13 protein-coding genes are annotated in these 15761 nt (G+C 33.8%); all 13 read left to right on the plus strand.

Features of this window, described 5'->3' with window-relative positions; all coding sequences use genetic code 11:
- Window positions 1-57 precede the first annotated feature (57 nt).
- Window positions 58-978 (plus strand): thioredoxin-disulfide reductase, encoded by a 921-nt coding sequence (trxB, locus tag I6U51_RS12530; protein ID WP_178909519.1) that lies wholly within the window; start codon window positions 58-60, stop codon window positions 976-978.
- 15 nt (window positions 979-993) lie between these two features.
- A complete protein-coding gene (gene trxA, locus I6U51_RS12535; protein WP_178909520.1) occupies window positions 994-1326 on the plus strand; it encodes a thioredoxin TrxA in 333 nt (110 codons plus the stop codon).
- Window positions 1327-1468: 142 nt separating this feature from the next.
- On the plus strand, window positions 1469-2755 hold the full coding sequence (locus tag I6U51_RS12540) for a glycine/sarcosine/betaine reductase component B subunit (protein ID WP_211142957.1): 1287 nt from the start codon (window positions 1469-1471) through the stop codon (window positions 2753-2755).
- A 118-nt stretch (window positions 2756-2873) separates the two neighbouring features.
- Entirely contained in the window at window positions 2874-3338 is a 465-nt protein-coding gene (gene grdA / locus I6U51_RS12545) for a glycine/sarcosine/betaine reductase complex selenoprotein A (protein ID WP_211142958.1), read from the plus strand.
- A gap of 44 nt (window positions 3339-3382) precedes the next feature.
- Entirely contained in the window at window positions 3383-4690 is a 1308-nt protein-coding gene (gene grdB / locus I6U51_RS12550) for a glycine reductase complex selenoprotein B (protein WP_211142959.1), read from the plus strand.
- Between the two features lie 174 nt (window positions 4691-4864).
- Entirely contained in the window at window positions 4865-6397 is a 1533-nt protein-coding gene (grdC, locus tag I6U51_RS12555) for a glycine/sarcosine/betaine reductase complex component C subunit beta (protein WP_211142960.1), read from the plus strand.
- Between the two features lie 17 nt (window positions 6398-6414).
- Window positions 6415-7566 carry a glycine/sarcosine/betaine reductase complex component C subunit alpha gene (grdD, locus tag I6U51_RS12560; protein ID WP_211142961.1) on the plus strand — a complete coding sequence of 384 codons (1152 nt, stop codon included), beginning with the start codon at window positions 6415-6417 and terminating at the stop codon, window positions 7564-7566.
- A 553-nt stretch (window positions 7567-8119) separates the two neighbouring features.
- On the plus strand, window positions 8120-9226 hold the full coding sequence (locus I6U51_RS12565; RefSeq protein WP_211142962.1) for a BMP family lipoprotein: 1107 nt from the start codon (window positions 8120-8122) through the stop codon (window positions 9224-9226).
- 383 nt (window positions 9227-9609) lie between these two features.
- Window positions 9610-10971, plus strand: coding sequence for an RNA polymerase factor sigma-54 (gene rpoN, locus I6U51_RS12570; RefSeq protein ID WP_211143114.1), 1362 nt, complete (start codon window positions 9610-9612; stop codon window positions 10969-10971).
- Window positions 10972-11108: 137 nt separating this feature from the next.
- Window positions 11109-12134: a sugar-binding transcriptional regulator gene (locus I6U51_RS12575; protein ID WP_211142963.1), complete on the plus strand. Its 1026-nt coding sequence runs from the start codon at window positions 11109-11111 to the stop codon at window positions 12132-12134.
- Window positions 12135-12186: 52 nt separating this feature from the next.
- The gene (gene gap / locus I6U51_RS12580) at window positions 12187-13185 is read left to right on the plus strand and encodes a type I glyceraldehyde-3-phosphate dehydrogenase (protein ID WP_211142964.1); all 999 of its coding nucleotides are present in this window, start codon (window positions 12187-12189) and stop codon (window positions 13183-13185) included.
- A 234-nt stretch (window positions 13186-13419) separates the two neighbouring features.
- Window positions 13420-14613: a phosphoglycerate kinase gene (locus I6U51_RS12585; RefSeq protein ID WP_211142965.1), complete on the plus strand. Its 1194-nt coding sequence runs from the start codon at window positions 13420-13422 to the stop codon at window positions 14611-14613.
- A 307-nt stretch (window positions 14614-14920) separates the two neighbouring features.
- The gene (tpiA, locus tag I6U51_RS12590; RefSeq protein ID WP_211142966.1) at window positions 14921-15667 is read left to right on the plus strand and encodes a triose-phosphate isomerase; all 747 of its coding nucleotides are present in this window, start codon (window positions 14921-14923) and stop codon (window positions 15665-15667) included.
- The last annotated feature ends 94 nt before the right edge of the window (window positions 15668-15761 follow it).

Consider the following 15761-nt stretch of genomic DNA (forward strand, 5'->3'; position numbering starts at 1 on the left):
TATATAGATATTGAATCTAAAAGTAATTAATATATTAAAAAGCGGGAGGGAACAAAAATGTCACAGATTTATGACACTATAATAATCGGTGGCGGTCCAGCAGGACTGTCAGCAGGCCTTTATGCTGCAAGATCAAGAATGAAAACTTTACTTATCGAGAGAGCGAAATATGGTGGTCAGGCAACAACTACAGATGAGCTTGAAAACTATCCTGGATCTATTGAAGATTGCACAGGTACAACACTAAGTGAAAGAATGAGAAAACAAGCAGAAGAATTCGGAACTGAGTTTGCTAAAGATGAAATAGTAGAAGTTGAATTGTCAGGAGACCTAAAGGTAGTTAAAGGAAGAAAAGAAACATATCAAGCAAAAACAATAATAGTAGCTACTGGTGCTACTCCAAGACTTTCAGGATTCAAGAACGAATTAGAATTAAGAGGAAAAGGAGTTTCCTACTGTGCAACTTGTGATGCAGACTTCTTTACAGATTTAGATATAGCTGTTATAGGGGGAGGAGACTCAGCTATAACTGAGGCTATATACCTTACAAAGTTTGCTGAGCATGTAACTGTAATACATAGAAGAGATGCATTAAGAGCAGCAAAATCACTACAAGAAAAAGCATTTGCAAATCCAAAAATAGACTTCATATGGAACTCAACTGTTGAAGAAGCATTGGGAGATGAAATATTAGAAGGTCTTGTTTTAAAAAATAGAGAAACTGGAGAAACTAGCGAATTAAAGGTTGATGGATGCTTCGTATTCGTTGGATATGATCCAATATCAAAGCTATTTGAAGGACAAATAGAAATGGAAAATCAATATATTGTAACTGATGATGACATGAAGACAAATATTCCAGGAGTATTTGCTGCTGGAGATATAAGAAAGAAACTATTAAGACAGGTTATAACAGCTGCGGCAGACGGAGCTATAGCTGCAACAGCTGCTGAACACTATATAGAAAATCACAAATAAAAGGAGGTTTTATCAATGATAGAATTAACTAAGGAAAATTTTGATGCTGAAATAGTAAATTATACTGAAAAACCAGTATTCGTAGATTTCTGGGGAGATAAGTGTGAAATATGTAAACAACTTATGCCAGGAGTTCATGAACTTGAACATAAGTATGGTGATAAAATTAAATTCACTAGCTTAAATACAAGTTCAGCAAGAAGACTTGCTATATCACAAAAAGTTTTAGGATTACCAACAATGATAATCTATAAGAATGGTGAAAAAGTAAGCTCAATTACTGCTGATAAAATAGCAACATTAGATGATATAGAAAACTTTATAAAAGCTTATTACGAAACACTATAATTATTTGAAATAAAAAGTTCAAAACTTTTTATAAATAAATAAATAATTAACCACTCAAATCCCATTTTAGTATTAATTAATAATCGAATGAGAGTTGAATGTAAGTTCAACTCTCATCGAAATAAATTTGGAGGTGACTACTTTGCGTTTAGAAATTGGAAAAATTTATATTAAGGACGTTCAATTTGGAGCTGCAACAAAAGTGGAAAATGGAGTTCTTTATGTAAACAAAGAAGAGTTATTACAAGCAGTTGGTGGCGATGAAAGAGTTAAAAGTATAGAATTCGATATCGCTAAGCCAGGTGAAGAGACAAGAATAATTCCAGTAAAAGACGTTATTGAACCAAGAGTAAAAGTTGAGGGAAAAGGTGGAATATTCCCAGGATTTATAAGCAAGGTTGACACAGTTGGTTCAGGAAGAACTCACGTGTTAAAGGGAGCTGCAGTAGTTACTACTGGTAAAATAGTTGGATTCCAAGAAGGAATTATAGACATGAGCGGAGAGGGAGCTAAATATACTCCATTCTCAAAGACAAATAACCTTGTAGTTATTTGTGAGCCAAAAGAAGGCGTTAAACAACATGAGCATGAAGAAGCTGTAAGAACAATTGGATTCAAAGCAGCAACATACCTTGGAGAAGCAGCTAGAAATGTTGAGCCGGATGAAGTAAAAACTTTTGAAACATTACCATTACTTGATCAAGTTAAACAATATCCAGAACTACCAAAGGTTGTATATGTATACATGCTTCAAACTCAAGGATTACTACATGATACATACGTATATGGCGTAGATGCTAAGAAAATTATACCAACATTTATATATCCAACTGAAGTATTTGATGGAGCTATCGTTAGTGGAAACTGCGTATCAGCTTGCGATAAGAACCCAAGCTATGTTCATATGAATCATCCAGTTATTGAAGATTTATATGAAAGACATGGTAAGGACATCAACTTCTTAGGTTGTGTAATCACAAATGAAAACGTATATCTTGCAGATAAAGAAAGATCATCAAACTACACTGCTAAGTTAGTTCACTTCTTAGGAGCAGATGCAGTTATAATTTCAGAAGAAGGCTTTGGTAACCCAGATGCTGACTTAGTTATGAACTGCAACAAGATAACTGACCTAGGAATAAAAACTGTATTAATTACAGACGAGTATGCAGGTCAAGATGGAAGCTCACAATCACTTGCTGACTCTACACCAAAAGGTGATGCAGTAGTAACTGGTGGAAATGCTAACGAAGTTGTAATATTACCAGCAATGAAGAAGATAATAGGACATCCTGAAGCTGCTGATGTAATAGCAGGTGGACACGTAGGAAGCTTAAGAGCGGATGGATCAATAGAGGCTGAGATTCAGGTTATAACTGGAGCTACAAGCGAAGTTGGATTCAACACTTTAACAGCAAAAGGATATTAATAGCCCAAGTAAAATAGACTGAATCCTTAAATAATATTAGCAGGTTTTATGAAATAGCTGATATTAAAAAATAAAAATTACAAATGCAATATTAAATTTGAAAGAGAGGATGATATAGATGTTACAAGGAAAAAAAGTAATAGCTGTAGGAGATAGAGACGGAATACCAGGACCAGCGATAGAAGCTTGCGTTAAGTCAGCTGGAGCAGAAATAATTTTTGCATCAACAGAATGCTTTGTTTGAACAGCCGCAGGAGCTATGGATCTGGAGATCCAACAAAGAGTAAAAGATTTAACTGAAAAACATGGTGCAGAAAATGTAGTTGTAGTAATCGGAGGAGCAGAAGCAGAAGCTTCAGGACTTTCAGCAGAAACAGTAGCTGCTGGAGACCCAACTTTTGCAGGTCCACTTGCTGGAATAGCATTAGGTCTTGCAGTTTATCACGTTGTTGAGCCAGAAATAAAGGACGAATGCGATGCAGCTGTTTACGATGAACAGTGCGGAATGATGGAAATGGTTCTAGACGTAGATGCTATTATTGAAGAAGTTAAGAATGTTAGAACTCAATACTCAAAATACTAATTCTAAAATGTGTTTAAATTCCTAAGAAAAGGGGGAATTCTGAAATGATTAAAGTTGTTCATTATATAAACCAATTCTACGCTGGTATAGGTGGAGAAGAAAAAGCTGATATAAAACCAGAAGTTAGAGAAGGATTTGTTGGTCCTGGTATGGGATTAAACGGATTATTAAAAAATGGTGATGCTGAAATAGTTGCTACAGTTATCTGTGGGGACTCATACTTCAATGAAAATGTAGAAGAAGCAAAAACTGAAATTATTGAAATGGTGAAAAAATATAGCCCAGACTTATTTATAGCAGGACCTGCTTTCAATGCTGGAAGATATGGTGTAGCTTGCGGAACAATAGCAAAGGAAGTTGAAGAAAAGTTAGGAATACCTGTACTTTCAGCTATGTATGTTGAAAACCCAGGAGTAGACTTATTCAAGAAACACCTTTACATTGTAGAAACTAAAAACAGTGCAGTAGGTATGAAAGATGCTCTTCCAAAGATTGCATCCTTAGCATTAAAGCTTGCTAAAAAAGAAGAAATAGGATCACCTGCAGAAGAGTCATACATCGAAAGAGGTATAAGAAAGAACTACTTTGCAGCTGAAAGAGGTTCAAAAAGAGCTGTTGATATGCTTGTTAAAAAGATTAAGGGTGAAGAATTCGTTACAGAGTTTAAAATGCCTGTATTCGATAGAGTAGATCCAAATCCAGCAGTAAAAAATATATCAAAAGCTAAGATAGCATTAGTTACATCAGGTGGTATAGTTCCAAAAGGAAACCCAGACCACATTGAATCATCAAATGCTTCTAAGTTCGGAAAATATGATATAGAAGGCGTAATGGATTTAACAGCAGAAACTTATGAAACAGCACACGGTGGATATGATCCAACATATGCTAATACAGATTCAGATAGAGTACTTCCAGTTGACGTATTAAGACAAATGGAGAAGGAAGGAAAAATTGGATCACTTCATAGATATTTCTATACAACAGTTGGTAACGGAACAGCAGTTGCTTCCTCAAAGAAATTTGGTGAGCAAATTGTTAAAGAGTTAATTGCAGATGGAGTAGATGCAGTTATACTAACTTCCACCTGAGGAACTTGTACACGTTGCGGTGCAACACTTGTAAAAGAAATTGAACGTGGAGGTCTTCCAGTAGTTCATATGTGTACAGTAGTTCCAATATCATTAACAGTTGGTGCTAACAGAATAGTACCTACAATAGCAATACCTCATCCACTTGGAAACCCATCATTAGAAGCTAAGGATGAGTACGAATTAAGATATCACTTAGTAGAAAAAGCATTAGCTGCTCTTTCAACTGAAGTAGAGGGACAAAAAGTATTTGAAGAATAATTAATAGTAAGGGAATTGAAAATTGAAAATTATTTAATTTTCAATTCCCTGTTTTTATAAATTTTTCGTTAAATATAGTAAGAGATACATATAAATTGAGAACTGAGAATTGAGATATTGAAGGTTCTCAATTCCTAATTCTCAATTCTCAATTAGATTAAGGGAGGTTTTACAATGAGTTTTCCAGTAATAAAAAAGGCTTCTTATATTTTAGTTAATGCACCTGATATGGTAATACATAATGGTACTACTCAAACTTTAGAAAGAGAAACGAATCCAGATTCAGCTTACTTAAAGGAATTAAAAAATCACTTAAGACCTTTTGATGAAGTTGTAGCTTATGCACCAAATCAAACTTATATAGGTAATATGACTCCAGATGAATTAGGAGAATTACCAAGACCATGGTTTAATTCAAAGGTTGAAGGTGCTAATAGATTTGGTAATTTCGGAGAAATAATGCCACAAGATGAGTTTTATGGATTATTAAAGATTTCAGATGTATTTGATTTAGTTATCCTTGAAAAGGATTTTACTGCATTAGTAAAAGAAAAGCTTAGCAGCCACCCTCTTTTAAAAGAAAAAGTAGAGGCGTTAAAAGAAGGAGAAGAGTTATCTGTAATCCAAAATTTAGTAGAAAATGGAGTAGCAGAAGGACTATATGAAGATGGAAAATTAGTTGGATGCATTAAAAGAGCACATGAATTTGACTTAAACTTATCGTCACACATAATGGTAGAAAATCTTGTTGTTAAGGCATCAGGAGTTTTAGCACTAATGCACTTAATAAAGAACTCAGGAATAGATGTAAATGAAGTTGACTATTTAATAGAATGTTCAGAAGAAGCTATAGGCGATATGAATCAAAGAGGCGGCGGAAATACTGCTAAAGCTTGCGGAGAGATAGCAGGTATTAAAGGTGCCACTGGAATGGATGTAAGAGGATTCTGCGCAGGCCCAACTCACGCACTAGTTACAGCATCTGCTCTTGTTAAATCAGGAATACATAGAAATGTAATAGTATTTGCAGGTGGAAGTACTGCGAAGCTAGGCATGAATGGAAGAGACCATGTTAAGAAGGGATTGCCAGCTTTAGAAGACTGCGTAGGAGGTTTTGCTATACTAGTATCAGAAAATGATGGAGTAAGTCCAGTACTAAGAACTGATATAATAGGAAGACACACAATAGGACATGGAGCAGCACCACAAGCAGTTATAGAAGCTTTAGTACTAGAGCCTTTAGCTAAAAATGGAATGAAAATTACTGATGTAGATAAATACGCTCCAGAAATGCAAACTCCAGATATTACTGAACCAGCAGGTGCTGGAGATGTTCCAACTCAAAACTACAAAATGATAGGTGCATTAGCAGTTAAGAGCGGACAATTAGATAGAAAAGAATTACCTAATTTTGTAAAAGCTCATGGATATCCAGGATTTGCACCAACACAAGGACATATACCATCAGGAGTTCCAATAGTAGGTCATGGAATAGAGAATATAATGAATGGAAAATTAAATAACTTCATGGTAGTTGGTAAAGGAAGTCTTTTCCTAGGAAGAATGACAAATTTATTTGATGGTATATCTATACTAGTTGAGAAAAACACTGGTGCAGCTGAAGAATCACTAGGTGTTTCAAAGGACGAAATAAAGGATATGATAGCTGAAGGAATGAAGAAATTCGCTGAAGAGCTTTTAAAATAGTTAGGAGGTGATTTTACGTGGATGCAACTAAAAAAATAGTAGCGGAAGTTTTCAATGAAATAGCAGAAGGCATAAAAAGTGGAAGCTTCGGAAAAAAAGTTAGAATAGGCCTCACTACCTTTGGCTCAGAGCATGGCGTTGAAGAGATGGTAAAAGCAGCTGAAATGGCTAAAGGTAAATATGGTGATTTTGATATAGTTTTAATAGGACCAAAAGTTGAAGGTGACTTTGAAGTTGTGGAAGTGAAAGATGCAGAAGAAGGACATAAGAAAATGGTAGAGCTTTTGGAGAAAAAAGAGCTTGATGGATGTGTAACTCAGCATTTTGATTTCCCAATCGGTGTATCAACTGTTGGAAGAATAGTAACACCAGGTAAGGGGAAAGAATTAATTATTGCTACTACAACAGGAACTACATCTACTAACAGAGTAGAAGGTATGATTAAAAATGCAATATCTGGTATCTCTGTAGCAAAAGCAGTAGGAATAAAAAATCCAACAGTAGGTATCCTAAATCTTGATGGAGCTAGAGGAGTAGAGCGTGCACTAAAAGATTTACAAGCTAATGGATATGACTTTAGATTTGCTGATTCATTAAGAGCTGATGGCGGCGCTGTAATGAGAGGAAATGATATTCTAGCAGGTACTCCAGATGTAATGGTTTGTGATTCATTAACTGGAAATCTATTAATTAAAATATTTGCATCATTCACAACTGGTGGAGACTATGAAACAGTTGGTTATGGATATGGACCAGGTGTTGGTGAAGACTATGATAAGTTAGTTAACATAGTATCCCGTGCTTCAGGAGCTCCATTAATATGCGAGGCTCTAAGATATTGTTCACTATGTGCTAAAAATGATGTATTATCAAAAGCTAAGATTGAATTCGGAAAAGCAAGAGAAGCTGGCTTAAATGATATAATAGGAAAATTGTTAGCTAAAGAAAAGCCAGTAGTAGAGGAAGAAGTAAAAATGCCTCCAAAGAAAGTAGTTACCTTCTCAATACCAGGAGTTGATATATTAGAACTTGAAAATGCTTGTAGAGCATTATGGAAAGAAGGTATATACTCAGAAAGTGGTATGGGTTGTACAGGACCTATTATACTTGTACCTGATGATGAAGGCGAAAAGTCAATAGAAGTGCTTGTAAAAGCAGGATATAAATAAAAATAAAAGGGAGCTTTTGCTCCCTTTTATTTTTTAGAGGACAATTGACAATTGACAGTTGACAATGAAGGAGGATTTTTCTCCACTACGCTACAAAAAATCTTTAAATTTATATAAGTAGCGATGTTTTGCTTTAGCAAAACAAGCCTGAAAAAAATAAATTAGTTTTCTGACGTAAGGAAGAAAACTCACCTTCACTGTCAATTGTCCTCTGTCCTCTGTCAATTGTCTAATGGAATAAATATCCTGTTTAATATATGAAATTAATCATAAAATAATAAAAGCATCATAATATAAACCATATGACTAAATATTTTTTACTAGAGTAATTGAGGATTAGATGTAAGAAAAAAAATCTTGTTTACATCAATTCTCAATTATCGGACTTTTATATTTTTTAATAAAACTTTTAACAGGATTTAAAGCCCAAATCAATAAGCATTTGTAAAATTTTATTGAACTTTTGGGAGGAAAATTGACCCTGTTGTAGAATATTCTTAATACACTGATAAATATTAGTAACAAAATTAACTTTTTTAGGAGGGAATTATTAATGAATAAGAAGAGAGTGGTAGCTATCCTTGCTACTGCAATAATGTCAGTATCATTATTTGCTGGCTGCGGACAGAAGCAACAAAACCAACCAGCAGGGGAAGGCACTAAGCAAGGAGCTAAGGTTAAAATAGGCCTTTCAACAGATGAAGGTGGATTAAATGATAAGTCATTTAATCAATCAGCAGACACTGGAATAAAGAAAGCTATAAAAGAGTTTGGAGTTGACTATAAGCCGGTAGAATCAGCTAAAAAAGAAGACTATGAATCAAATCTGGATGCATTAGTTAATGCTGGATCAAACCTAACCTTTGGAATTGGATTCCAAATGGAGCAGGCTATGAAAAATGTAGCAGGAAAATACAAAGATAAAAATTTTGCTATAATAGACACAGTTGTTGATGCACCAAACGTTGAATCAATAACGTTCAAAGAGCAAGAAGGTTCTTTCTTGATGGGAGTTATAGCTGGTAAAATGACTAAAACTAACAAAGTTGGTTTCATAGGCGGTAAAGACTTTGCAACAATAAATAAATTTGAAGTAGGTTTTGCTGCAGGTGTTAAGGCTGTAAACCCAGAAGCAGCTAAAGGATTAATAAGCTCAGATGGTAAGAGCCCAGGAACAATGGTTAAATATGCTGATAGCTTTGGTGATACAAACAAGGGTTATGAATTAGCTAAATCATTATATGGTGCTGGCTGTGATGTTATCTATCACGCAGCAGGTGGTGTTGGTATAGGAATGTTTAAAGCTACTAAGGAACTTAAAGATTCAGGAAAGCAAGTTTGGGCTATAGGTGTTGATATGGACCAGGCAGTTACAGTTCCTGAATATGCAAGTATAATTCTTTCAAGTATGGTTAAAAAAGTTGACGTTGCTACATATAGTGCAGTAAAAGATGTAGTTAACGGAAAGTTCCAAGGTGGAAAACATATAGAGTATGGATTAAAAGAGGATGGTGTAGGTATAGCTCCAACTTCAGATAAGAATACTCCAAAAGATGTTTTAGATTTAGTTAACAAATATACAGAAGCTATAAAAGCTGGTAAGTTTGTTGTACCTGCTACAAGAGAAGAAGCAGTTAAGTTTGCTGCTCCATCTATATAACATAGTAAAAAAGCTAGGGAAACCTAGCTTTTTTAGTTGACAATTGACAGTTGACAGAGGACAGTGAAGGAGGAATTTTCTCCACTCCGTTACGAAAAATCTTTAAATTTATATAAAGAAACTCCTGCCATTTTGCTTCGTAGGAGTACACTCTGTGTAAGCGATGTTTTGCTTTAGCAAAATGAGACTCAAAAAATAAATTAGTTTTCTGACGTAAGGAAGAAAACTCACCTTCACTGTCAATTGTCCACTGTCAACTGTCCTCTAAAAAATGCTCTGCATTTTTTCTATTTTGTGAATTTTAAATTTATATAAAATACCTTTTCATGGTATAATAAAATGAGTAAATTTAAATGGTGCAGAGCGGGGTGAAAAAAATGAGTATGGATTTTGGCCTAAGTTTAACTCAGGAACAGAAATTAGTAATGACTCAAGAGATGCAGTTATCGGTTAAAATTCTTCAGATGTCAAGCTTTGAATTGCAAGAACATGTAGAAAAGGAATTACAAGAAAATCCCGTACTTGATGCTAAAAGTATTGATGCAAATAATGAAGAAAAAAATAAAGTAGACTATAAAGAATTAATTAAGTACTTTGAATTTGATAACTATAGCCATCATAGCTATGAAAAAAATGAAGATGATGATGTGTCTCCTTTTAATTTTATTTCTGAAAAAAAATCATTAAAAGAGTATTTAAAAGAGCAAATAAGGGACCTAGATGAAAAAGGATATATAAAAGCTATATGCTTATATATCATTGAAAACTTGGATGAAAGAGGATATCTAGCAGTAAAAGATAAAGATATAAGTGATGAGCTAAAAATATCACTAGAGCTTACTGAATATTGTATACAAATAATACAATCTCTTGAGCCAGACGGAATAGGAGCAAGAGATTTAAAGGAATGCCTAAAAATACAAATATATAAGAAAGCGTTGGAAGACGATATTATATATACTATAATAGACAAATATTTAGAAGCATTAGCTGAAAATAAATACACTTTCATTGCAAAGGAATTAAATATAGATGTTAAACAAGCACAGGAGTATGGAGATATAATAAAATCTCTTTATCCTAAACCATCAAGAGGTTTCTATACTGGAGAAGAGGTCAAGTATATAACTCCAGATGCATATATAAAGAAAATAGATGATGAGTATTATATAATAATGAATGATGATATCCTTCCTAAACTAAGTATTAATGAAATTTATAAGGAAATAATAAGAAATGAAGATGATAAAAATGCTGTAGATTATGTAAAAGAAAAGCTAAATAGTGCTTTATTTTTAATCAAAAGTATACAGCATAGAAAAAGTACTATATATAGAGTTCTGGAGAATATTTTAGAACTACAAAGAGATTACTTTGATTATGGTGAAGAATATTTAAAACCTATGACACTTAGAGAAGTAGCAGAAAGCTTGGAAATGCATGAGTCAACTATAAGTAGAGCTATTAGAGATAAATACATATATACAAGTAGAGGGACAGTAAAAATAAAAGATTTATTTACTACTGCTATATCATCCTCCGGAACTGGCGAAGATGTTTCTGTAAGAATAATTAAAAAGGCTATAAAAGATCTGATAGATAAAGAAGATAAAAAGAAGCCTCTTTCAGATCAGGTTATATGCGATTTACTTAATAAAGAAGGAATGAATATTTCAAGAAGAACTGTAGCAAAATATAGAGAGGAACTGGGGATAAAGTCATCTAAGGGAAGAAAACGATTTTAGTCCCCTTCCCTTATTGTTCACAATTTATTCACATTTTTTTTGAAAATACTATTTAAAAAAAATAATATTTGTCTTATAATATAAGTGGGACACAAAAGTTAGTAGTGGGACGATAAATGTCCAAAGAGGTGTTTTGTTTGGAAGAAGTTTTAAAATTACAACAGAAAATAGTTCCTGAAATAGTGGAATTATTTGAGAAAAGATATAATATATTAAGAACTATATACTATAATCAACCAATAGGACGAAGAGTACTTGCTAATAATTTAGGAATTGGTGAAAGAATAGTAAGAACAGAAATAAACTTTTTAAAGAGTCAAAACTTTATAGAGATAAGTACTCCAGGTATGACAATAACAGATGAGGGAGAAGAGATAATCGATAAGCTTAAAGATTTTATCCATCATCTAAGGGGTTTATCAGAAATAGAAAAATTCTTAAAAGAGAGTTTAAAACTGAGAAATGTAATAATTGTTCCTGGAGATTTAAATGAAGACAGCACGGTTATTAACGAGTTAGGTAGAGCTGCATCAAATTATTTGAAAAGTGTAGTGAAAGACAACAGTATTATTGCTATAACAGGAGGTTCCACCGTAAAAGAAGTTATTGACAATATGCCAAAAGTAGCAGGCCTGAAAGATATACTAGTAGTACCTGCCAGAGGTGGAATGGGGAAAAATGTAGAAACTCAAGCAAATACCCTAGCTGCTAAACTTGCAAATAAGGTAGAAGGAAACTACAAATTACTACATGTTCCAGATAACTTAAGTGACAAGGCTATGAGCACCATAATAAAAGAAACAGATATCCAGGATATATTAAGCAACATATATAATGCAAATATATTAATTTATGGTGTAGGAAGAGCAGAGCTTATGGCTGAGCGAAGAGGACTTTCAGAAGAAGAAATAGATGAGCTAAAGGATAAAGGTGCTGTTGGAGAAGCCTTCGGGTATTATTTCAACAAAGAAGGAAAAATAGTTCATTCTACACCAAGTATAGGAATAAGAAATGAAGAGATTGGAAAAATAGAAACATTGATAGCTGTAGCAGGAGGAAAAAGTAAAGCAAAGGCAATTATTGCTACACAATTAAACAATCCAAATGGAGTGTTAATTACAGACGAAGGCGCAGCTAGAGAATTAATAAATCTTTTCAAGTAGACAGTAAATTTAAAATCTATATATAAAAATATATTTTTTAGGAGGAATTACAATGGTTAAAGTAGCTATTAATGGTTTTGGAAGAATAGGAAGATTGGCATTAAGACTGATGATCAACAACCCAGAATTTGAAGTTGTTGCAATAAATGACTTAACAGACGCTAAAACATTAGCACATTTATTCAAATATGATTCAGCTCAAGGAAGATTTGATGGAGAAATCAAAGTTGAAGAAGGAGCTTTCGTGGTTAACGGAAAAGAAATAAAAGTAACTGCTGAAAGAAATCCAGCAAACTTACCATGGGGACAATTAGGAGTAGACGTAGTATTAGAATGTACTGGTTTCTTCACTTCAAAAGAAAAAGCAGAAGCTCACATACAAGCTGGTGCAAAGAAGGTTGTTATATCAGCACCTGCAACAGGAGACTTAAAGACAGTTGTATTTAACGTAAATCAAAATGTATTAGATGGAACAGAAACAGTTATATCTGGTGCATCATGTACAACAAACTGCTTAGCTCCAATGGCTAAAGTATTACAAGATAAATTTGGTTTAACAAAAGGATTTATGACTACAATCCATGCTTATACAAATGATCAAAACACTTTAGACGCTCCACACGGAAAAGGTGACTTAAGAAGAGCAAGAGCAGCAGCTGCAAACATCGTTCCAAACTCAACTGGTGCAGCTAAAGCTATCGGTTTAGTTATACCTGAATTAAAAGGTAAATTAGATGGAGGAGCTCAAAGAGTTCCAGTTATAACTGGTTCATTAACTGAATTAGTTTGTACTTTAGAAAAGAAAGTAACAGCTGATGAAATAAATGCAGCAATGAAAGCTGCTGCTAACGAGTCATTCGGATACACTGAAGAACCATTAGTATCTTCAGATATAATCGGAATCAGCTTCGGTTCATTATTTGATGGAACTCAAACTAAGGTTATGGAAGTAAATGGTGAGCAATTAGTTAAAGTTGCTTCATGGTATGACAATGAAATGTCATATACTTCACAATTAATCAGAACTTTAAAATATTTTGTTACTAAATAGTTAAAGTCTTAAAACGTAAATGTATCATATAGGTCTGGTTTTGTAGTTTTGGCTATAAGGCCAGACCTTTTTCAAATAACTTGATTCCTGTTAATAATATTGTGATAAAAATATGGAAAATACTAAGTAATGGTATATAATATAGAATTGAGAGATGTGGGTTGTTTTTGTTCCAGTGTTAAAAAAGCAAGCTGCACTCCAAGTTTTCTAATTTAAAAAAGAGGGGTGTTTTTAATGGCTTTTAATAAAAAGACAATAGAAGATGTAGAAGTAAGAGGAAAAAGAGTTTTAGTAAGATGTGATTTTAACGTTCCACTAGCAGAAGGAAGAATAACTGATGAAAATAGATTAGTTGGAGCTATGCCAACTATAAAATACTTAATAGAAAATGGAGCAAAAGTTATACTTTGCTCACACCTTGGAAAAGCTAAAGGACCAGATGCAACAAAGACTTTAGCTCCAGTTGCTAAGAGATTATCAGAAATGTTAGGAAAAGAAGTAGTTTTTGCTGCTGATGATGTTGTTGTTGGAGAAAATGCTAAAACTGCTGTAGCTAACATGAAAGACGGAGATGTAGTTCTTCTTGAAAACACAAGATTTAGACCAGAAGAAGGAAAGAACGAAGAGTCATTCTCAAAAGATTTAGCTTCACTAGCTGATATATTTGTAAATGATGCATTCGGAACAGCTCACAGAGCTCACTGTTCAACTGTTGGAGTTACTCAGTTTGTACCAGTATCAGTATGCGGATACTTAATTCAAAAAGAATTAAAGTTCTTAGGAGAAGCTGTTGAAAATCCAGTAAGACCATTTGTTGCAATACTTGGCGGAGCTAAAGTATCAGACAAAATCAATGTTATAAACAACTTACTAGAAAAAGTTGATACTCTAATAATCGGTGGAGGAATGGCTTATACATTCTTAAAAGCACAAGGATTTTCAATAGGAACATCACTTCTTGAAGCTGATAAAGTTGATTACGCAAAAGAAATGATGGATAAAGCAGAAGCTAAGGGAGTTAAATTATTACTTCCAGTAGATAACGTAGTTGGAGATAAGTTTGCTGCAGATGCAACTCCAATTGTAACTGAAGATCAAAACATTCCAGAAGGACATATGGGTCTTGATATTGGACCAAAGACTGCTGAACTTTATGCTAATGCTGTTAAGGAAGCTAAAACAGTTATTTGGAACGGACCAATGGGAGTATTCGAATTCGAAAACTTTGCAAAAGGTACTATTGCAGTAGCAAAAGCTATGGCTGATTCAGATGCTACAACTGTTATCGGTGGAGGAGATAGTGCAGCTGCTGTTAATATATTAGGATTCGGAGATAAGATGACTCACATATCAACTGGTGGTGGAGCATCACTTGAATTCTTAGAAGGAAAAGTATTACCAGGAATAGAAGCGCTAAACGACAAGTAATAAAAATAATACGACGTATTATTTTTATCAGAGGACAGAGGACAATTGACAGAGGACAGTGAAGGAGGATTTTTCTCCGCTACACTACAAAAAATCTTTAATTATATTATAAGCCGATGTTTCACATTAGTGAAACGAGCTCAAAAATAAATTAGTTTTCTGAAGTAAGGAAGAAAACTCACCTTCTCTGTCCTCTGTACTCTGTCAATTGTCCTCTTTAAAAATTTTGTATCGCAAAATTTTTAAGTTACGAATTACAGTAAGATTATTAAGTGTTTAAAATAAAATAGAATCGAGGTAATTAATAATGAGAAGATCAATAATAGCTGGAAACTGGAAAATGAACAACACTATAGAAGAAGGACTAAAACTAGTTGAAGAGTTAAAAGGTTTAGTGAAAGAAGCAAAAGGTGATGTAGTTGTTTGCCCACCATTTGTGGCTTTAGATGCAGTATTAAAAGCAGTTAAAGGAACAAATATAAAAGTTGGTGCACAGAATATGCACTTTGAAGAAAAGGGAGCATATACTGGAGAAGTTGCACCAGCAATGCTTGCAGCTATGGGTGTTGAATATGTAATAATTGGACATAGTGAAAGAAGACAATATTTTAACGAAACTGACGAAACTGTAAATAAGAAGACTAAAAAGGCTTTTGAGCACAACTTAACTCCAATAGTTTGCTGTGGAGAAAGCTTAGAAGAAAGAGAAGCAAATATAACTGAAGAAGTTTTAGGAAGACAAATAAAATTAGATTTAGCAGGATTAACAAATGAGCAAGTTGAAAAGTTAGTTGTAGCTTATGAGCCAATTTGGGCTATAGGAACTGGCAAAACAGCTACTGATGAGCAAGCCAATGAAACAATAGCTTATATTAGAAATGTAATAGCTGGAATGTATGGAAAAGAAACTGCTGAAAAAACAAGAATTCAATATGGTGGTTCTGTAAAACCAAGCACAATAAAGGCTCAAATGGCACAATCAGATATAGATGGTGCGTTAGTTGGAGGAGCTAGTCTAAAAGCAGAAGATTTTGCTGCAATAGTAAACTATTAAAATTATGCGACGCAAAATTTTTATAGAGGACAGAGGACAATTGACAGAGGACAATGAAGGAGGATTTTTCTCCGCTGTGCTGCGAAAAATCTTT

Source organism: Clostridium aciditolerans (assembly GCF_016316925.1).
Taxonomy (GTDB): domain Bacteria; phylum Bacillota; class Clostridia; order Clostridiales; family Clostridiaceae; genus Clostridium_AM; species Clostridium_AM aciditolerans.